Source organism: Terriglobia bacterium, assembly GCA_020073185.1.
Lineage (GTDB): Bacteria > Acidobacteriota > Terriglobia > Terriglobales > Acidobacteriaceae > JAIQGF01.
Map to the genome: position 1 here is coordinate 1 of JAIQFT010000043.1, position 19315 is coordinate 19315.

The window sequence follows — 19315 nt, forward strand, 5'->3', positions numbered from 1 at the left end:
TGGGCTGGAAGGACATCTGGCAACTGAGAGCAATCCTAGGAAGAGGAGAAACAGAAAAAGCTGCGACTAAGCAGGAGGTCGCGTAACATGATCCCGAGCGCCGCTCTTCAACCTCCAACTAAAAGCGGGACACTCTCGCAGCCGCACTCGATCCGTTTCTGCGATGCAGATGCCTCCTGCCCCCTGTGGAAGACGTGCATAACGGTTTCTCCACGGATCCTCAGGCTATAAGGATATGCACCTGTATCTTTGGAAATTTCTGTAGCCGTCTTTGCAACCGGTTCGCTCAGGGACTGCATGTCGCAAGGCACCTTCGCCACGACTTTCGATTCATAAGGTGGGAGGAGCCCGCCTTCGCCTTGGTCGTTGTCGAAATGATAAACCCCCTGTTTGAACTCCAAGAAGTGCCCGCTTGCTGTACGGCGATGCCGCACCACATAATCGCCGGCCGGCAGAACTGCATCTCCGACCCTGGTTTTCTGTTTCAGCGTGAGATGTCCCTTCTTGCCCACCTTGGGCTGGTCAGATTGCGCGTAGGCTACGCTGCCGAGCGCCAAGAGTACGACGACGAGGGCGACTAAGGACTTTTTGTTTTTCATAACTAATCTCCTTCATTACTATGTCGGGCCGTTTTTCTCTGGCGCCCGATTCGATCTTGCTTATGCACGCAGCCTGCCGCACGGAAATTCCTGCTTAAACCATTTGCTGGATTGGCTTCGCTGCTGCCATGAAGGTGGAGTGCGCTGCCTCATCTCGTCCAGTCGTGGCCCGAAAGCGTCCAATCTGCGAGCACGGTTGCGATCCGGCGCCTACTCTTAACTCGATGAAAACGCCAGCCGTTCGCGTTTTTGCATGCTTGGCATTCAGCGTGCCCTTAGGAGAAACGAGCATCGCACACGATGTGAAAACAATAAAGAGAAGAGGTGCACTAAAATGAAAAACCGCTATTACCTTCCCGTTCTAGCTGTCCTCATCCTGGCACTTGCCGGGCTGAGCTTCGCGCAAGATGAGTGGTACGACGACTCTGGCTACCACTCGTCCAATTCGGTGTCCGTCGAGCCGGTAGCCGATACAAACTCTGTGTTCGACTCAGACGTGTATTACACGGATTCGGGCATCCAGCGTCTTCCGGCGCCCTTCAAGTTCGACTCCACGCCGGCTTTTCACCAGCATGCCGGGAAGACCGGCAACGTGAAACTGCGTGCTGCCATTAGACTCGGCGGTAGTGTCCTCCAGCCTGGGGTTTACGAGGTCCGCCATATGGATACGTCCACGGGACATTACGTCGAGTTCTCGCGGATCGTCGAGAACGATTCAGTACCTGAAGGCATGTCGCCCTATCAGGAACAGGTCGTGGCGCGAGTGAATTGCACGCGCGAACCGCTGAATACGGTGGTCGCTCGCACCGAACTGCTGCCCCAATCCGCCAGCACAATGGCACAATTGGAAATCCGTGGCGAGAAAGCCGTGCACCTGTTCTGAAGCGACCTGCAGGGGCCATGACCGGTGCGTCCGCCGTGGAACCGGGGTTCCCGGCGGACGTCGGCCTGACAGGCGCAACCGCGAGTTCAGCGGTCACTCGCGGACGTGACCACCGTCACAGGCACGGGTTCATCGCTGACGTACTATCCCTGGGAAGCAAACATGAGCGTTGGTTCCAAATTCGTGGCGGTGGCGGTGGTGCTGGCGATGGCGCTGCTGGCGATCCCGGCGGCGGGGCTGGCGAGTGGCCGGACGGACTGCAGGAATATGTCCCGCGGCTGCTGCGCGATGATGATGGCAACGCAGCAGGCGGTACCGGCGATTGAGGCCGCCGCCGGGGGCGGATCGTGCTGCAACCTGTCGTCGGGTAAGCCGGCACCGGCGGCAAAGTTACAGACGCCGAGCAGTGCGCCGACGATGGTGAATCCGGTTGCAACGAAGGCAATGGCGATAGCGCCGGTATACAGCGAATTGCGAGACGCAGTACCCCTCAAGGTTCTTTCCCCTTCTCAGGCAGCGCTCTGCACGTTTCTGATCTGATTTTTTCTCTCTAAAGCCTAGATTCCTCGCGGGCTGAAGCCCGCTCGGAATGACAAGAAATAAAGAGCTTGTCACGGCGCGGCTGAAGCCGCACCCCTTCAAAACAGATTCTTGAAAAACAGATTCTTGAAGGTCGTTCAGCGGAAGAGAGATTTTCATGTTCAGGACAAGGGTCGTCTTCAGGACAACAGTTTTCATACTTGCGGGACTTTTTGCGTTTGCAGGACTTTTCGCGGCCAATGTTTATGCGGCTGACACGGTATTAACGCTGCAGGAGGCGGTGCAGGAAGCGCTGGCGAAGAATCCGGCGATCCGCGCCGGAGCCCACGCAGTCGCCGCGCAACGCGCGAAGGTCCCGCAGGCGAAGGCGCTGCCGGACCCGAGCTTCGGGATCGGCTGGATGGGAAATGCGCAGCCATTCAGCGTGCAGACGGGAGATCCGTCGAGCTACCGCAGCGTGAGCGCGATGCAGATGCTGCCGTTTCCGGGCAAGCGCAGCCTGCGCGGACAGATGGCGACGAAAGAGGCCGATGCCACGCAATGGGACCTGGAGGCGGTGCGGCGGCGGGTAACAGCGGATGTGAAAGCCGCTTATTACGACTACTGGTACTTCGACAAGGCGATCCGCACGGCGCAGCAGAACCGCGAGCTGCTGGTGAAGCTGTCGCAGATCGCCGAGGCAAGGTATCGGGTGGGCAAGGCCATCCAGACCGACGTGCTGCGCTCGCAGGTAGAGATTTCCATGCTGCTGCAGAAGCTGACGACGCTGGAGCAGCAGCGAGCGACGGCGCAGGCGAGGCTGAACGCGCTGATGGCGCGCGAGCCCGATGCCCCCTTGCCGCCGGCCGCCGACATTGCGACGCAGACGGCGCTGAGCTACTCGCTGGATGAGCTGTACAAGCTGGGGCGAGCGAACGATCCCGAGTATCAGCGGATGCAGAAGATGGTGGAGCGCAACCAGCTCGCGGCGAGCCTGGCGCAGAAGGATTCCCTGCCCGATTTGAGCGTCGGCTACATGTACCAGCAGCGGCCGATGATGCCGGACATGCACGGGCTGACATTCACGGTGAACCTGCCGATTTTCTACAAGAGCAAGCAGCGCGAGGAAGTGAAGCAGGCGACCGAGGAAGGGCTGAGCGCGGCGAGCGCGCGCGACAACCGGCAGAACGAACTCTATTTCGAGCTGAAGCAGAACTACCTGGCGGCCAAGGCGAGTGAAACCCTGCTGAAACTTTATGCGCAGGGCGTGGTGCCGCAGTCGTCGCTGGCGCTGGAATCGTCGATGGCGGCGTACCAGGTGGGGAACGTGGATTTCCTGACGGTGCTGGGAAACTTCACCACCGTGCTCAATTACCAGACGGATTATTTCCGCGAGCTGGCGAACTACCAGACGGCACTGGCGCGCATGGAAGCGCTGACCGGCACGGATTTCAGCAACGAGCAACCGATTCCGGGCACGAGCGATGAAATGAAGGAGCGCAAAAATGGCTCGCATTAATAAGTTTCTCCGAATGTCTGCACTGATCGTGGCACTCGCGGTCATGGGTGGAATTCTGTACGGCGGACGGGTTCTGGCGGCGTGGCAGCACGATCACTCCGACCATCAGCAGGGGAGCGCCACCAGTGGAGAGCGCAAGGTCCTCTACTGGTACGACGCGATGAACCCACAGCACCATTACGACAAGCCGGGCAAGGCGCCGGACGGCATGGACCTGGCGCCGATGTATGCGGATCAAGGGATGGCGCCTGCTCAAAACCCAACGGCGTCCAAGGGCGAACGCAAGATTCTCTACTGGTACGACCCGATGCACCCGCAGTACAAGGCAGACAAGCCGGGCAAGGCGCCGGATTGCGGCATGGACCTGGCGCCGAAGTACGCCGATGAAGAAGCGGCGACGATGGCGCCCGGTACCGTGACGATCGCGGCGGACAAGCAGCAGTTGATCGGGGTGCGCACGGCGGAGGTGAGGCGGGAGAGCCTGGTGCGCGAGGTACGTACGACGGGCCAGATCACCACCGACGAAAGCAGGATCGCACACGTGCACGTGAAGGTGAACGGATTCATCGACAAGGTGTTTGTCGACTCCATCGGCCAGCTCGTCAAGAAGGGCCAGCCGCTGTTCACACTGTACAGCGCGGACCTGGTGGCGACGCAAAACGAATACCTGATTGCGAAGCGGGGCGAGAAGACGCTGGGCGGGTCGGCGTTTGCGGAGGTTGCGCAAGGGTCGCAGTCGCTGCTGCGGTCGGCGCGCGAGCGGCTGAAGTTGTGGGACATCAGCGACGATCAGATCGCGACGCTGGACGAGACGGGCAAGGTACAGCGCACGCTGACGTTCTACTCGCCGATCGCGGGGTTCGTGACCGACCGCAAGGCGTTTCCGAACACCTCGGTGAACCCGGATACGGAGCTGTACACGGTGGCGGATCTGTCGTCGGTGTGGGTGAACGCAGACGTGTACGAGTACGAGGTTCCGTACGTGAAGGTCGGGCAGCAGGCGGAGATGCAGCTCAGCTACTACCCGGGAAGGACGTGGCACGGACGGGTGTCGTTCATTTATCCGACGGTAGACCCGACGACTCGCACGGTGAAAGTGCGGTTGGAGTTTGCCAATCCCAACTTCGAGTTGAAGCCGCAGATGTTTGCCGAGGTGCAGTTGAAGGTGAATTACGGCAACCAGATCGTGGTGGCGCAGGAGGCGGTGTTGGATTCGGGGAAGGAGCAGACGGTGTTCGTAGCGCATGAGGGCGGGCACTTCGAGCCGCGCAGGATCACCACGGGCGCGAAACTGGATGGGAAGGTAGCGGTGTTGTCGGGATTGAAGGCGGGCGAGACGGTGGTGACCTCGGGCAACTTCCTGCTGGATTCGGAAAGCAAGCTGAAGAGCGCAACGGACGGGATGCAGTAAACCGTTTCCCGAGTTGCTGTCTCCAGGGGCTAAAGCCCTCGTTTGAAAACGGCCCTGAGTGGCACGACTGAAGTCGTGCCCTGATACGAACGGACAGATTTTATGGAAAGGCTCTAAGGAGCGACTCATGGCAAGGAAATTGTCCATGGCCGGAATCGGGCTGCTGGTGATCGTGGCGGGAGTGCTGATCGCCGGACAGTGGAGCCTGCACCGGCAGTCTTATGAGGTATGCAACATCTGCTCGCGGCGGATCAACCCGCAGGCGGGAGTGATTGCCGAAATCGGAGATCGCCGCGAACGCGTTTGCTGCGCGCACTGCGTGGTGACCGAAGGCTTGCAGGAGCACAAGCGGGTGCGGCTGATCGAGGTCACCGACTACAGCAGCGGGCGCAAGCTGGATCCGCGCGGCGCGTGGTATGTGGACGGCAGCCGGATTGAGGCGTGCGCGCACGACATGACTCGGATGAATGAAATGAAGCAGGTCGAGAAGGCCGCGTTCGACCGCTGCTCGCCGGGAACGTTCGCGTTCGCCATCAGGGCGGAAGCGGAGGCGTTCGTGGCGAAGAATGGGGGCGCGGTGCGCGGCATAGATGAGTTGCTGGCGGTGGTGAACAATCCCGACAACCCCGACAATTCCAACAATCCCACCCTGTCGCCGCCAAAAGCGGGCGGCGATCAGGGTGGGCCACCGACGGGCGGCGATCAGGGCAAGAAAACCGGCGCCGGCAAGGTTGGGGTAAGCGGTGGCGGGGAGGCGCGGCCATGATCAACCGGATCATTGAAATTTGCGCCAAGAACAGGTTCCTGGTTTTCCTGTTCGCCGGAGTCGCAGTGTTGTTCGGCTGGCAATCGCTGAAAAACACGAAGCTGGATGCGATTCCCGACCTGTCGGACACGCAGGTGATCGTGTACGCGAAGTGGGACCGCAGCCCCGACATCATGGAAGACCAGGTGAGTTATCCGGTCACGTCGGCGCTGCTGGGCATGCCGAAGGTGAAGGATATCCGCGCGTTCAGCGATTTTGGCTATTCCTACATTTACATCATCTTCGAAGAAGGCACGGACATTTACTGGGCGCGCTCGCGGACGCTGGAGTACTTGAATTCGGTGACGCCGCGGCTGCCGAAGGGAGTGAATGTCGAACTGGCGAAGGACGCCACCGCTGTCGGCTGGGTCTATCAATACGCGCTGGTGGATGAAACAGGCCAGTACTCACTTGACCAGATGCGCAGCTACCAGGACTGGTACTTACGCTATGCGCTGCAGGCAGTGCCGGGTGTAGCCGAGGTTGCGCCAATTGGTGGCTTCGTGCGGCAATACCAGATCAACGTCGATCCCAACAAACTGCTCGCTTACAAGATCCCGATCAACATGGTCGTGGATGCCGTACAGAAGTCGAACAATGATGTGGGAGCACGGCTGGTGGAGCAGAGCGGCCGCGAGTACATGGTGCGGGGACGCGGCTACATCAAATCGCTCGCTGATATTGCGAGTATCCCGCTGATGGTGAACCAGCAGACCGGCACCCCGGTACTGGTGCGCGATGTGGCGACGGTGACCTACGGCCCCGACATGCGGCGGGGCGTGTCGGAACTGGATGGACGGGGCGAAGCGGTCGGCGGCGTGGTGATCATGCGCTTCGGCGAGAACGCCCAGAAGGTAATTGAGCGCGTCAAGGCGAAGATTTCCGAACTTGAGCCGACGTTGCCCAAAGGGTTGAAGATTGTGCCCACCTACGACCGCTCCGATCTGATTGATCGGTCAGTGGACAACCTGAAGCACACGCTGTTGGAAGAGTTGATCATCGTAAGCCTGGTGATCATGATTTTCCTGTGGCACTTCCCCAGCGCGATTATCCCCATCACGATGATTCCGATCACTGTGATCTTGGCGTTCATTCCAATACAGCTATCCGGCATGACCGCCAACATCATGTCGCTCGGTGGCATTGCGGTGGCGATTGGCGCCATGGTCGACGCCTCCGTCGTGATGGTGGAGCAGATTCATAAGAAGCTCGAGCACTGGCAGGCGGAAGGCCAGCCGGGGAGTCGCTCCGCCGTACTGCTCGCAGCCATCAAGGAGGTGGGTGGCCCGAGTTTCTTCGCGTTGCTGGTGATCGCGGTTGCCTTTCTGCCGGTGTTCACCCTTGAGGCTCAGGAAGGACGGCTGTTCAAACCGCTTGCGTTCACCAAGAACTTCGCCATGGCGATTGCTGCCGCGCTTGCCGTCACCTTAGTGCCGGCGACGGTTGGTCTACTGTTCGGGCGCACACGGCCCTTCGGCTTCCGGCCGAGATGGCTGGCCCGCATGGTGAGTGCTGTGGCCATAGGAAAGATACACAAGGAAGAGAACCACCCCATCAGCCGGCCATTGATGAAAGTCTACTATCCCGTCTGTGAGTTCGTCCTGGAACACAAGTGGAAGACGATTGCAGTGGCCGTCCTGGCGATGGCGCTTACCGTACCGGTGTTCTTCAAGCTCGGCTCCGAATTCATGCCGCCGCTCGACGAAGGCACGCTGCTCTACATGCCGACGACCCTGCCCGGAATGTCGGTGACCGAAGCCACCAATCTGCTGCAAGTGCAAGACAAGATCATCAAGAGTTTTCCCGAAGTTGACCGTGTTTTCGGCAAAGCCGGTCGCGTTGAGAGCGCCACCGACCCGGCGCCTTACTCGATGATGGAAACCGTTGTCGTGCTCAAGCCACACATGGAGTGGCCCAAGCGCGAGCGGTTTTACTCCAAGTGGGCGCCCAACTGGGCACAGGACATCCTTCGCCGGTTCTGGCCCGACCATAAAACCACGCAGGAGCTGATCTACGGCCCTGGTGGGCTGAACGAGGCGCTCACCATCCCGGGAGTCGCCAACGCCTGGACGATGCCGATCAAGGCCCGCATTGACATGCTGACCACGGGGGTGCGCACACCGGTCGGCATCAAGGTCCTCGGTTCCGATCTGGGCGAGATCGAAAAGATTGGCGAGCAAGTCGAGGCAGCGCTGAAGGACATCCCGGGAACAACCAGCGTGTTTGCGGAACGCACCACCGGCGGCTATTTCCTCGACTTCGACCTCAAGCGCGATCAGCTAGCAAGGTATGGACTGAAGATTGATGATGCCAATGACGTGCTGATGTCGGCCATCGGCGGCGAATCGGTCACGACCACGGTGGAAGGGCGCGAGCGCTATAGCGTCAATGTCCGTTACCTTCGCGATTACCGCTCCGACCTGGATGCGCTCCAGCGAGTGCTGGTCAACACACCATCGGGCGCGCAGGTTCCGCTGGCGCAGCTCGCCGACATCTCGCTGAAGACCGGCCCCGGCATGATCCGCGACGAGAATGGGCGGCTGAGCGGCTATGTATACGTGGACGTGAGCGGTCGTGATATCGGCAGCTACATCACGGATGCGAAGAACGCTGTTCGGCAGAAGGTCAGCGTTCCTGCCGGTTATCAACTGGTTTGGAGCGGGCAATACGAATCGATGGAGCGCGTGAAGGAGCGGCTGAAGATCGTGTTGCCAGTGACGCTCTTCATCGTTTTCCTGCTGCTCTACTTCAATACCGGTTCGGCGGTGAAGACGGGGATCATTCTGCTCGCGGTGCCGTTCTCCGCCATCGGCGCCATTTGGTTCCTCTACTTGCTGAACTACAACATGAGCATTGCCGTCTGGGTCGGCCTCATCGCCCTGCTTGGCGTGGATGCAGAGACAGCGGTCTTCATGCTGCTGTACCTCGATCTCGCGTACCACGACGCGATCAACAAGGGTCAGATGAACAGTTGGGACAATTTGAAAGAAGCGATCGTTAACGGTGCGGTCAAGCGCTTGCGGCCCAAGGTGATGACCGTTGCCTGCATGCTCTTCGGCCTGCTGCCGATCATGTGGTCGGTGGGCGCCGGTGGCGATGTGATGAAGCGCATCGCAGCCCCGATGATCGGCGGCATCATCACGTCGTTCCTCATGGAACTGGTGATCTACCCGCCGATTTTCGCCATCTGGAAGTGGAACTTCGAGGTAAAGCCGACGCTGACGAAGCAAGGGCCGAAGCCGGTTGAGCGTGCGGAGATCGAGGAGCCGGTGCATGCCTAGGGTGCGACAACTGACGGTGATGCTGCTGCTGTGTGCGGCCGTGAACGTTGCATGGTCGCAGGAGGCGCGGTACGCGGTGCCGGCGGCGTCGGTGGAGGAGCAGTTTTCGGCGTATCAGCGGGAGTTGAGCAATGCCGCGGATGAAGTGCTGGCCGCGGCGGAGCTAGGCCGGACGAGCGAGGCGAGGTCCGCGGAGGCGGCGAGCGGAGTTCCGGTCGACGAGCGTGCGGTGCAGCGGTTTGCGCGGCAATACTGGAATGGTGAAGAACAGAATGTGCGGCGAGCGATGGAACGCGTGACGCAGCTCAGGGCGACGTTGGATGCGGTCCTCGGAGAAGAGGGCGTGCCGAAGGAGGTCGCCGCGTTGGTGCTGGTGGAGAGCGGCGGGAGGCCGGCGGCGCTGTCGCCGAAGGGCGCACGCGGAGTGTGGCAATTCATGCCGGAGACGGCGCGGCGCTATGGGCTGACGGTCAGCGCGTCAAAAGACGAGCGGCTGGATGTGGCGAAGTCCACGCGCGCCGCGGCGCGGTATTTGCGCGCACTGTACGGCCAGTTTGGCGACTGGCGATTGGCCTTTGCCGCGTACAACGCGGGCGAACAGGCGGTGGCGCAAGCAGTGGCACGCGCCGGGCAAAGAGACTTTGCGCGCGTGCAGCTTCATCTGCCACGGGAAACGCGCAACTATGTGCCGGCGGTGATGGAAGCAATGGCGTTGTTGGGCGGCGGCGAAGCGATGGCGAACGGTTCCGGCAGGTCCAGCATGGGACGGGCGGTTTATGCGTCGCCGGGTGCAACCCCTTAAACCGGCGAGACAAATTCTTTACCGGCCGCCGATTCGACGGTGAGTGGAGCGAGAACCGGTTCGGCGACGGCCTCGTGGCGTGCAAATGCAAACCTCAGTAACGCCGGGGTGATGAGCGTAGTCGCAAGCACCAGAACGATGACCTGCACGTAAACACCGCGTGAAATCAGGCCGGCAGCGAAACCGATGCTGGCGGTGATGAGGCCCACCTCACCGCGCGGGATCATGCCCACGCCGACGACGATGGAATTGCGCGCGCCGAATCCGGTGGCGAAGGCGCCGGCGGCGCAACCAACGATCTTGCCGGCGACCGCCACCAGCAACAGCGCGAGGAAGAACCCGAGGTGGCCGCCCAAGTCGCGGGCGTCGATCTGCAGGCCGATGGAGACGAAGAACACGGGGCCAAAGAAGGCGTTGCACAGAGAACGAAGCGGTCCGACGATGGTTTTGCGCGCCGGAGTGGCGGCCGCAAACACGCCCGCCAGGTACGCCCCGGTAATCGCGGCCATTCCGCCCAGGTAGGCGGCAGCAAAGGCAAAAAGGAAAGCCAGCGCCAGCGCCGCCGAGGCCGTGGAGTGATTGCCGCTGGATGGTTCCGTGCGATTGAGAACGAAGCGCACCAGTCGCGGGCCGAGGGCAAAGGCGATGACCAGAAACAGCGTCATGCGCGCGATGGGGAACGCGGCGCCGGCCAGCCCGGAAGACGCCTGAGCGGGGTGCGCGGACATCGCTATGACTATCGAAAGCACAATCAAGCCAAGGACATCATCAATCACCGCCGCGCCGAGGATGGTTGCGCCGGCACGGGAGCGCATCTTGCCAAGATCGAGCAGCGTCTGTGCGGTGATGGTGACGCTGGTGGCGGTCAAGACGGTGCCGATGAAGATGGCTTCCGGCCATCCGAAACCGGCGATGCGCGACACCAGGGCGCCTCCGGCCATGGGCAGTAGAACGCCGCCGGTGGCCGCCCAGAATGCGGGAGCGACGCTGGCGCGCAGAAGACGAATGTCGGTTTCGAGCCCGGCGAGGAACATGAGCGCGACCACACCCAATTGCGCCAGCACCTGAAATACCGCCGGCAGCGAAGCAGCGTTTGGGTTGGGAGAAGAGAACCAGGAGAAGCGCCAGATGTTCAGAACGGTGGGGCCGAGCACGACACCGGCGGCGAGTTCGCCGAGAACCAGCGGCAGGCTGATGCGCGAACCCATGTGGGCCATTGCCTTGGCAAACAGGATCAGCACGGCGATGAACAACAGGCATTGCAGCGAAGTGTCCATCGAGTCCCCGTTCAGCGCTTGCCGCGCATTGCCTTCAGGCCTGAAGTTGCCAACACCGCGGCAATGCAGCCGACGAGTACCGGTAGCGGCGGTGCGCCGAAACGCAGAGTCAGAACGCCCCCGATCAACACGGCAAAGGCCAGCGTCACGCGGTCATTTTTCAGGATGGTGAGAAAGTTCAGCATCTGCTCCCTTGGAGTGCTCATTGTGCCGTCCCTACGGACTCACGTTGAAAAAAGTCACGCCTACCCAGGGCTGCGCCCTGGGCTACCAGCGTTCGCCCCTACGGGGTTTCGGCGCTGCGCGCCTCGGTCACGACTGAAGTCATGACCTACCGCGCGGCGCCTAACTACGTGAGCCGAAGCGCAGTCGCGGGTCAGAAACCCGCCACACGCTTTCGAGCGGTTTTGCAATTACTGCAGCCACCGTTTCAGGTACCTCAGCGGCTGAAGCCGGAACGATAGCAACGCCTTTTCGCAGGCCTGAAGTGTGTCCGCGAGAACTTCAGTCGTGCCTACGGCACTAAATATTTTCCCCACTTTGCCCCGCCGCTGAAGCGGCGGGCTACTATCAATCGCCCCGCTGTGGCTTCAAAATCGCGACTTCGTACCACAGGCAACCATGCCAGGCTAGTTCTCACGCACACTCTAAAGGCCTGCGCCACCCACCCACGGGGACCGATACAGAAAATCCTGAAACGCTCAGTGCATGTGCAGTACCGCTCAGTGCATGTGCAGCAGAAGCGCAAACAGCACGGCAGCCATTCCGGTTGCACCGAGCCACAGCATGGAACGGTTGAACGTTTTGTGAAACCAGGGCCGAGCGATGCCGTCGCGCGCGCGCTGGCGTTCGTGTCGGAGCAGTTGCGCGATCAGACGGCGCTCGTCGAGCGTGCGGGCGCATTCCAGCGCACGGCGCGCTAATTCATATCCTTTGGCCGGGACGCGCAGAGTGAAGTAAAGCTGCGCCAGCTTGAATTGCGCGTGAAAATTCTCCGGCTCAAGATCGGAGGCGCGCGTCAGGTGATCAATCGCAGGGTAAATCCGGCTGGTCATCGCGTAGGCCACCCCGAGAGCGACGTGGACGTCGGGAAGATTCGGGGCGTTTTCCAGCGCGGAGGTCAGCGACACCACGGCCGCGGCGGGCTCGCCCAGGCTGAGTTGCTCCAGGCCTTCCTGAAAATGCCGCAACGCTGGAACAGAAACTGCGCCAGGGCAGCGTGGAGCCAGCTCCATGGAACTGTCGTCGGTGGCGGAAGTGTTCATCGTGTTCACCGGGTCCCTCTTTCCTAAAGAGCGGCAACGCCGCGTTCCTCGTTGCGGATGCGGATGACCTCATCCACCTTGGAGAGAAAAATCTTGCCATCACCGATCTTGCCGCTACGGGCGGTCTGGATGATGGTCTCCACGGCAGAATCAACCAGGTTATCCGGCAAGACCAATTCGATTTTGATTTTGGGTATGAGGTCCACGCTGTACTCGCGACCGCGGTAATTCTCGGTGTGCCCTTTCTGACGGCCGTGGCCGCGGACCTCGGAGACGGTCATGCCTTCGACGCCCAGTTGATGAAGGGCGTCCTTCACGAACTCGAATTTGTTCATCTGGACGATCGCTTCGACTTTCACCATTTCACTTCCTCCGGATTGTTCTGGTTGGTGTGATGAAACTGCCGGAGCGCCGCATGCGCCCCGGCACTCCGCGATCCTAGTCGCCGCTACCGAATGAAGGAGCGGGAACCGAGACTGCTCCAAACGCCGGAGTTGCTTCCTTGGGCGCAACCGCCGTGCGCTGCATCTTCAAGACGAATTCGGGATAGCCGAGGGAACCCATCTCCGGAATGTCGAGACCTTCCAGTTCGGATTCCGGCGAAACGCGCTGTCCGACAAGCCAGTCCACCAGGGCGTTGAAGGCAAACGAGAGGCTGAAGACGAAGCCGATCAGGGTGACGACGCCAATGAGCTGGGCAATGAGCTGGGAGGGGTCGCCATGGAAGAGGCCGCGGACCGGCCCGTTGACGCCGTTCCAGCCTCCGCCGTAGTTGGCGGTGCCGTCGGCGAAGAGTCCGACGGAAATGACGCCCCAGATTCCGTTGACGCCGTGGACGGAGATGGCGCCGACCGGATCGTCCACCTTGGCGACACGCTCGAAGAACTCGCAGCTCAAGCAAACCAGCACGCCGGCGATGAGGCCGATGATGGCGGCGCCAACGGTGCTCACAAATCCGGAGGGTGCGGTGATGGCCACCAAACCGGCGAGCAGGCCATTGCCCACCATGGAAGCGTCGGGCTTGCCATAGCGCCGCCACATATAAAAGATGGCGCCGAAGGAGCCGGTGCAACCGGCCAGCATGGTGTTGACGGCAATGGTGGCGATGCGCAGGTTGCCGTTGCCGGAGGCGCCCAGCGTGCTGCCCGGATTGAATCCGAACCAGCCGAAGGCGAGGATGAAGCAGCCGGCGAGCACGATGACCATGTCGTGACCGGGCATGGCATTGGGAGAGCCGTCGCGGTTGTACTTGCCGATGCGCGGGCCGATGAGCATGGCGGCAGCCAGGGCGGTGATGCCACCGACGGCGTGCACCACGCCGGATCCGGCAAAGTCAACGTAGCCGTGGCCCAAGCCGAAGTTAGCGCCCAACTGGGAGAGCCAGCCGCCTCCCCAGGCCCAATTGGCGAACAGCGGGTAGGTGATGGCGCCCATCAGCACCGAGCAAAACGCGAAAGCGGCAAACTTCCAGCGTTCGGCGGCCGAACCGGTGACGATGGTCAGCGCCGTGTCCATGAACACCATCTGGAAGAGGAACAGAACCATCACGCCGACGTCGTAAGTGGCGCCGCTGAGGAAGAAGCCGCTGGTCCCGAAGAGACCCCAAGTCTTTCCGAGGACGGTGATCGTGAATTCATGGGTGAGCGGCGCCGCACCACCCAGGTTGAGCACGCCACCGACGCCGCCCATCTGGATGGCGAAGCCGCACACCCAGTAGGCGAACAGGCCGAAGCCGTAGACCATGAAGTTCATCATCATGGTGTGGTTGGCGTTCTTGGCGCGGCACAGGCCGGTCTCCACCAAGGCGAACCCGGCCTGCATAAACATGACCAGGAAGCCGGCGATGAGCGTCCAGGTGAAGTTAATGGCGACCTTGTTCTGGCCGGCCTGGTTGGCAAGGTCGGTGAGGGTGAGGCCGGTCTTGGGATCGGCGACGGCGACGTCGGAGACGGTGCCGGTTTTGTCGCCGGCGGGATCGCCCTTGGCAAGTTCGTCGGTGGTAGGAGCGGCTGCGTCTTTGATCACGGTGGATCCGCGCAGAACCGCAGCGGGAGCAGCGGGGGCGTTGGCCGTCGCAGATGGCGGCGTGTCTGCCCCGACAGCGATGCCGGACAGCAGCACGGCCGCTGCAAAAATCAGTGTGAGGCGTGCCAATTTCATTCTCGTTCTCCTGAAGATGTCTTTCTCGGCTTTACTGCTTCCAGATGGCATGTTTCATGTACGCCCGGTTAAGCATGCCGAGTATGGCGAAGGTACACATGCCGATGCCGAGCAGACAAAGCGCCAAGCGGATGGTGTTGGACGCTGTCAGCACAAGGCCTGCAAGCGGGAGCAGCCATCCGAGAAGCGCGACGACGATCGCGAGTAATTTCATTGCCCTCTCCTTGGTGTTGTTTAGCCCTGATCGGTGAATTCGAGCCGCTTGATGCGGTAGGTACCGGCGAGGGCCTGGATGATCAGACCCACCGCGATCACCGCGACCGCGATGCCGATAGCGGGATGGCTGGGGCGCGTCACCAGCCCAGCCGGCAGCAGCGTGAATCCGATCAGGAACAGACCCAAATAACTTGCTTGTTGGCGATTCGCAGCCATGTCGAGTTCTCCTTGAAAATCTGGTCCGGGTACGCGGCGTGGGTGCTGGTCATGGGGTTTGGATTTCCCGCACCGCGCCCCCCGGATAAATGGCTGCCCCCAAGACAGCCGCTTGGCCCACCTACTACTTCTGTTTCCACAAACCCTGCTTCACGGTTCCGATCAGCCCGGCAGAAAACATTCCCGCTCCGAGCACGCAGAGAACCAAGCGCAACACAACGTCGTGGGGGCTCACCACTTGGTCTCGCGCGTGTCGAATGTGTAGACCACGCCGGCGGTCAAGGTGTCCTGGCCCAGCACCGGGTCGGTGCCCTTGGTGAAGACCGGACGGTTGGAGAAATCGTGGCGATATTCCAAGCGGCTAATCAGGTGGTGCGCCATGATCCGCTCGAACGTCCCGGTGAACTCCTGCATGTGCTGCGGGGTACCGGTGGTAAATCCGTAGTGGTCGTTGAAGTACTCGTAGCGGGTCACGACCGCGGAGCTTGAACCGAAGGCGTAGCGCACATAGCCCGCTACTCCGGTCCAGTACACCGGTTGGACGACGCCGGCGATGCGATCGCCGCGGCCGTAGTCGAAGTTCACGGTGGTCGAGAGGCGGGCGGTCGGAGAGTAGGTCACGACGGTATCGCTCAACTGCCGCCAATGCGCGTTGGTGCCGGCGGCCTCCGGTCCCGCCATGTAGTTTTGCGCAATGCTGAGCTTCTTGGTCGGGTTCCAGCCGAAGGAGACGCCCATCGTCTTGCCGGTGTTGTTGTCGTAGATATCGTTCCAGCCGTTCACCAAGAAGCCGGTGATGGAGTACTTGTCGCTGAACGAGTACTTGGCGCGCGCGCCGTAGTGGTAGTACGGGATGGCATACGCGAACAGCAGGCCGCGCGAGTAGTTCCAGTTGTCCTTGGTCTCGATGACCTCAAACCCATGCGGGGTAACAAACTTGCCTACGTCCACCTGCAAGCCTTTGCCCACCGGGGCGAGATAGGAAATGTAGGCTTCCTTCAAATACTGCGCGAAGCCCAGCCCGGCGGGGTCAGTGGAGTTCACGACGTTCATCGCCTGGCCGAAGCCCAGACCGAGGTGGAACCCCAGCCGGCTGTTGGTCGCTTCGGGTGGCTTGTCGATATTGAGTTCGATCAGGTTGAGCGCGAACTGGTTGGAGGGACCGTCGAAGGCGCGGAAGCTGTTGGTTCGCGACGCCGGCTGATTGAAGTTGTAACCGTAGTAGGTGTCAACAAAGCCGCTCAGCGTGGTGCTCCCTAAGACTTGGGTCAGCACGCTGGGAGGCGCCGCAGGCGCTGCGGGAGTGGAGGCCGACGACGACGACGTTGTCGTTGCCGCTGGCGTGGTGGCCGCGCCAGCTTGCTGTTTCAGTTCCGCAACCTGGGCGCGCAGAGTCCCGACTTCCTTCTCCAGATCCTGCATCCGGCGGATCAATTCCGTGGGAGCCATTTTGCCCGCATCGGCGGCGGCATCCGCTTGCGCGTTGAGCTCGGTTGGAGCCACCCAGGCAAGACACAAGGCCAAAGTCAGGCAGGCTAATCGAGAACTTTTCACGGCTTACTTGCTTTCTCCCCACAGGCGCGTCGAAACGATCCATCGCAACGCGACCTTCACAACCAGCAAGCGAAGAGTAGCTGGGGCGCATCGACATGGTCCAACGCATACTTTCTGTTCGCGCAATCGGAAATATTTTGAAAAGTTAAATTTATGGGCGGGATAAAGGAGATTTATCGGCAGAACGACGGCGGGCTTGCGTTGGTATATCGCATAGCGACATGAATCAGACCGCAGAAGCGTCCACTGGCGGGCGGCTCTGTCGCCAGCAGCGGCTTGGGAACATCGGATTTCGCGGGTTTTTCAGCACTGAGCGCAATTCCAAAGGCCGACTTCCCGTCGTTGTGGGGCGAAGGGCCTCGAGTGGCGAGGCATGAATAGAACGAGCATCGAAGCGCACCGACGCCGGTCAACAGCGTGCTTTGAAAGCTACGGTGAAATCGAAATTGCGATGCCAGCGATTCATCTTTCGAGTGCGAAGCCAATGTCGCCAGAGCAGCTTCAGAAATGCTGGAGCCGAGAGAGGAAACACCGAGATCCCTCGACTCGGGGTTTCACGCCGGAACAAGGCGCGGGAGCCCTCCCTCGCGCGGGATGACATCGGCTACAGAAAAGATGAAGCTCCAATCACACGGAAGGCCATAATTCTTGGAAGAGCGGGGATGCCGACCGTCATGTTTCGCCAGCACCGGTCGCGAGGTTGGGCGGCTGCCGGCGCGCCGTCCGCGGCCGCCAGTCAGGCGACGCCGGCCGCACCTGGAGCACGTCCTCACACCAGGCGCGCAGGATTTCAGCGACACTCCAAGCTTGCGCGAAGCAACCGCGCGGCAGGTGCGGAGCGTCAGCGTCGAAGATTTCCGAAATCTGCCCCAATCCAGCCTGGCTCAGATGTTCACGCAAACCGGACATCATCTGCTCCGCGCGGCGCCTGGCGTCAACGTCGCCGCCGTTGACTTTGACGTAGGCGGTGACAAATGGTCCGAGCAGCCACGGCCAGACCGTGCCCTGGTGATAGGCCGCATCGCGTTCGAGCGGACTCCCCTGATAGCGCGGACGGTAAGCACCGCTGTTGTGGTTCAGGGTGCGCAGGCCGACCGGGGTGAGCAACTCGCGCTCGACGACCTCGACCACTTGCCGCGCACGATCCGGAGCGAGCATGGAATGGGGCAGACTCACGGCAAAGATCTGGTTGGGGCGAATGGATGCATCCGGTGCACCGCCATCCACAAGGTCGTAAAGACAGCCCGCGCTCTGGTTCCAGAACAGGCGGTTGAAGGTCGAGTGCAGCAACGCAGAAACCGTCTTACAGCGCCGCTGGTTCGGGGCATCGCCAAAGCGGCCGGCAAACTCTTCCATGATGTTCAGCGCGTTGTACCACAGGGCCTGAATCTCCACTGGTTTGCCGCTGCGGGGTGTCACCACCCAATCGCCGATTTTTGCGTCCATCCAGGTTAGCTGCACGCCTGGCTCGCCGGCATGCAGCAGACCGTCATCCAACATGCGAATGCCATAGCGAGTGCCTTTGATATGCCAGTCGAGGACGGAGGTGAGCACCGGATAAAGCTCGTTTTTGATCAGCGAGTAATCGCCGGTCGCCGCCCCGTAGGCGCGGATGGCCTCGAAATACCAGAGGGTTGCGTCGACGGTGTTGAACTCGGCCGCCTCACCGTGATCGGGAAATCGGTTGGGCAGCATGCCCCGATCCACATGCACGGCAAACGTCCGCAAAACGTTCTTAGCGAGGTGAGCATTGCCAGTCAACAGTGTGAGACCAGGCAACGCGATCATGGTGTCGCGGCCCCAATCGGTGAACCAGGGATATCCGGCGATGACGGTCGATCCGTCTCCGCGGCTGACGAGGAACTGGTCGGCCGCCAAGGCCAGCGAGCGCGCGAAGTCGTCCGCCGCAGCGGCTTGCTGGATGGCTTTCCGGCGCCGCAATTCCGCCTCGCGATAGGCGGCGGCATGGTTGGCGTCCTGCCGCTCGGTGGATGCAATCACGATCGCATCCGACGCCTGCGACAACACGAACCGGAGCATCATCGGGTTAAACAGATCTTCGACCGCGTCGAGCCCGCGCTCCTGCTCAAGGCGGTAAAAAAAGTTGCGATACCAGGATCCGGGCATCCCCACTTCCGCCGCGTTATGCGCCAGGTAGAGGCGCGGCAATCCCGGATACGGCGCGACACTCACGAGGCCGGGTTCCTGTTGCAGCGCAGGATTGAGCGCGCCATTCTCGTGCGTCGTGCTGTGGTAGTCGCGGAATGCGATGAGCGGGCGCAGTTCGAGTTCCACATTTGCCTTCGCCGGCGCCCGAAGCAGGCGATATGCGATGACGGTCGTGTTCTGGCCGTGCGGCATGAAGACAGCCTTCTCCAACAGCACGCCTTCACATTCGAAAGTAAAAACGGGGAATGGATCCAGGCGGAAACCGACGAGAAAGTCCAATCCACGCGGGTGCACAGCACCGGCGTACTCGTTGGTTGCGAGATCGACGCGGCGCTCGGCGATGAGGAGAGTCTCCTCCAGCTTCGACAGCAACAACACTCTTCCCACGGGAGGGTTGGTCGCCGCCATGAGCAGCCCGTGGTACCGGCGTGTGTTGGCGCCGGCGATACTCGACGAGGCGAAACCGCCGAGGCCGTTGGTTTCCAGCCACTCGCGGCTCAGCGCCTGATCGAGATGGCCGCAGACATCGCGATTAAAGGCAATCATGATTCGCTCCTTGCGCGGCACAGACGACCTGGGCGACCTCATAGTACACTTTGATCGTCTCCTTGGCGGCATCGAGGAGATGGAGGACTAGAA

General features: G+C 61.1%; 17 protein-coding genes. 6 read left to right on the forward strand and 11 right to left on the reverse strand.

Annotation, left to right across the window (positions count from 1 at the left end; translation table 11 throughout):
* Positions 1 to 107 precede the first annotated feature (107 nt).
* The gene (locus LAN64_14830) at positions 108 to 599 is read right to left on the reverse strand and encodes a hypothetical protein (GenBank protein MBZ5569111.1); all 492 of its coding nucleotides are present in this window, start codon (positions 597 to 599) and stop codon (positions 108 to 110) included.
* Between the two features lie 334 nt (positions 600 to 933).
* Here LAN64_14830 and LAN64_14835 point away from each other — a divergent pair, with 334 nt between their 5' ends.
* Positions 934 to 1482 carry a hypothetical protein gene (locus tag LAN64_14835; protein ID MBZ5569112.1) on the forward strand — a complete coding sequence of 183 codons (549 nt, stop codon included), beginning with the start codon at positions 934 to 936 and terminating at the stop codon, positions 1480 to 1482.
* A 143-nt stretch (positions 1483 to 1625) separates the two neighbouring features.
* Here LAN64_14835 and LAN64_14840 read toward each other — a convergent pair whose 3' ends face one another.
* Positions 1626 to 1976, reverse strand: coding sequence for a hypothetical protein (locus LAN64_14840; protein ID MBZ5569113.1), 351 nt, complete (start codon positions 1974 to 1976; stop codon positions 1626 to 1628).
* Between the two features lie 203 nt (positions 1977 to 2179).
* Between LAN64_14840 and LAN64_14845 the strand changes: the two genes are divergently transcribed.
* The 5 genes from LAN64_14845 (at position 2180) to LAN64_14865 (ending at position 9819) form a co-directional block, all read left to right on the forward strand.
* Positions 2180 to 3520 (forward strand): TolC family protein, encoded by a 1341-nt coding sequence (locus LAN64_14845; GenBank protein MBZ5569114.1) that lies wholly within the window; start codon positions 2180 to 2182, stop codon positions 3518 to 3520.
* Positions 3521 to 3533: 13 nt separating this feature from the next.
* On the forward strand, positions 3534 to 4931 hold the full coding sequence (locus LAN64_14850; protein ID MBZ5569115.1) for an efflux RND transporter periplasmic adaptor subunit: 1398 nt from the start codon (positions 3534 to 3536) through the stop codon (positions 4929 to 4931).
* A gap of 127 nt (positions 4932 to 5058) precedes the next feature.
* On the forward strand, positions 5059 to 5697 hold the full coding sequence (locus LAN64_14855; GenBank protein MBZ5569116.1) for a nitrous oxide reductase accessory protein NosL: 639 nt from the start codon (positions 5059 to 5061) through the stop codon (positions 5695 to 5697).
* Positions 5694 to 9017, forward strand: coding sequence for an efflux RND transporter permease subunit (locus LAN64_14860; protein MBZ5569117.1), 3324 nt, complete (start codon positions 5694 to 5696; stop codon positions 9015 to 9017). The genes LAN64_14855 and LAN64_14860 overlap by 4 nt, the downstream gene beginning before the upstream one ends.
* Positions 9010 to 9819: a lytic transglycosylase domain-containing protein gene (locus tag LAN64_14865; protein MBZ5569118.1), complete on the forward strand. Its 810-nt coding sequence runs from the start codon at positions 9010 to 9012 to the stop codon at positions 9817 to 9819. Before LAN64_14860 ends, LAN64_14865 begins: the two co-directional genes overlap by 8 nt.
* Here LAN64_14865 and LAN64_14870 read toward each other — a convergent pair.
* From LAN64_14870 to LAN64_14910, 9 genes are all read right to left on the reverse strand, one after another.
* Positions 9816 to 11096 (reverse strand): cation:proton antiporter, encoded by a 1281-nt coding sequence (locus tag LAN64_14870; GenBank protein MBZ5569119.1) that lies wholly within the window; start codon positions 11094 to 11096, stop codon positions 9816 to 9818. The two genes, LAN64_14865 and LAN64_14870, sit on opposite strands and share 4 nt — an antisense overlap.
* An 11-nt stretch (positions 11097 to 11107) precedes the next feature.
* Complete coding sequence (locus LAN64_14875; GenBank protein ID MBZ5569120.1) at positions 11108 to 11302, reverse strand: hypothetical protein; 195 nt, start codon at positions 11300 to 11302, stop codon at positions 11108 to 11110.
* A 516-nt stretch (positions 11303 to 11818) separates the two neighbouring features.
* Positions 11819 to 12361 carry a hypothetical protein gene (locus tag LAN64_14880; protein MBZ5569121.1) on the reverse strand — a complete coding sequence of 181 codons (543 nt, stop codon included), beginning with the start codon at positions 12359 to 12361 and terminating at the stop codon, positions 11819 to 11821.
* A gap of 23 nt (positions 12362 to 12384) precedes the next feature.
* Positions 12385 to 12723: a P-II family nitrogen regulator gene (locus LAN64_14885; GenBank protein MBZ5569122.1), complete on the reverse strand. Its 339-nt coding sequence runs from the start codon at positions 12721 to 12723 to the stop codon at positions 12385 to 12387.
* Between the two features lie 76 nt (positions 12724 to 12799).
* Complete coding sequence (locus tag LAN64_14890; protein MBZ5569123.1) at positions 12800 to 14521, reverse strand: ammonium transporter; 1722 nt, start codon at positions 14519 to 14521, stop codon at positions 12800 to 12802.
* Positions 14522 to 14552: 31 nt separating this feature from the next.
* The gene (locus LAN64_14895) at positions 14553 to 14735 is read right to left on the reverse strand and encodes a hypothetical protein (GenBank protein ID MBZ5569124.1); all 183 of its coding nucleotides are present in this window, start codon (positions 14733 to 14735) and stop codon (positions 14553 to 14555) included.
* 20 nt (positions 14736 to 14755) lie between these two features.
* Positions 14756 to 14953, reverse strand: a complete 198-nt coding sequence (locus tag LAN64_14900) for a hypothetical protein (GenBank protein ID MBZ5569125.1) — start codon at positions 14951 to 14953, stop codon at positions 14756 to 14758.
* Between the two features lie 231 nt (positions 14954 to 15184).
* Positions 15185 to 16507, reverse strand: coding sequence for a porin (locus LAN64_14905; GenBank protein ID MBZ5569126.1), 1323 nt, complete (start codon positions 16505 to 16507; stop codon positions 15185 to 15187).
* Positions 16508 to 17179: 672 nt separating this feature from the next.
* Positions 17180 to 19225, reverse strand: a complete 2046-nt coding sequence (locus LAN64_14910) for an amylo-alpha-1,6-glucosidase (GenBank protein MBZ5569127.1) — start codon at positions 19223 to 19225, stop codon at positions 17180 to 17182.
* Positions 19226 to 19315 lie beyond the last annotated feature (90 nt).

Bases quoted from the DNA above. Each gene is read 5' to 3' on its own strand.
- LAN64_14830 (MBZ5569111.1), bottom strand. From the start codon at position 599: ATGAAAAACAAAAAGTCCTTAGTCGCCCTCGTCGTCGTACTCTTGGCG.
- LAN64_14835 (MBZ5569112.1), top strand. From the start codon at position 934: ATGAAAAACCGCTATTACCTTCCCGTTCTAGCTGTCCTCATCCTGGCA.
- LAN64_14845 (MBZ5569114.1), top strand. From the start codon at position 2,180: ATGTTCAGGACAAGGGTCGTCTTCAGGACAACAGTTTTCATACTTGCG.
- LAN64_14850 (MBZ5569115.1), top strand. From the start codon at position 3,534: ATGTCTGCACTGATCGTGGCACTCGCGGTCATGGGTGGAATTCTGTAC.
- LAN64_14855 (MBZ5569116.1), top strand. From the start codon at position 5,059: ATGGCAAGGAAATTGTCCATGGCCGGAATCGGGCTGCTGGTGATCGTG.
- LAN64_14860 (MBZ5569117.1), top strand. From the start codon at position 5,694: ATGATCAACCGGATCATTGAAATTTGCGCCAAGAACAGGTTCCTGGTT.
- LAN64_14865 (MBZ5569118.1), top strand. From the start codon at position 9,010: ATGCCTAGGGTGCGACAACTGACGGTGATGCTGCTGCTGTGTGCGGCC.
- LAN64_14870 (MBZ5569119.1), bottom strand. From the start codon at position 11,096: ATGGACACTTCGCTGCAATGCCTGTTGTTCATCGCCGTGCTGATCCTG.
- LAN64_14875 (MBZ5569120.1), bottom strand. From the start codon at position 11,302: ATGAGCACTCCAAGGGAGCAGATGCTGAACTTTCTCACCATCCTGAAA.
- LAN64_14880 (MBZ5569121.1), bottom strand. From the start codon at position 12,361: ATGAACACTTCCGCCACCGACGACAGTTCCATGGAGCTGGCTCCACGC.
- LAN64_14885 (MBZ5569122.1), bottom strand. From the start codon at position 12,723: ATGGTGAAAGTCGAAGCGATCGTCCAGATGAACAAATTCGAGTTCGTG.
- LAN64_14890 (MBZ5569123.1), bottom strand. From the start codon at position 14,521: ATGAAATTGGCACGCCTCACACTGATTTTTGCAGCGGCCGTGCTGCTG.
- LAN64_14895 (MBZ5569124.1), bottom strand. From the start codon at position 14,735: ATGAAATTACTCGCGATCGTCGTCGCGCTTCTCGGATGGCTGCTCCCG.
- LAN64_14900 (MBZ5569125.1), bottom strand. From the start codon at position 14,953: ATGGCTGCGAATCGCCAACAAGCAAGTTATTTGGGTCTGTTCCTGATC.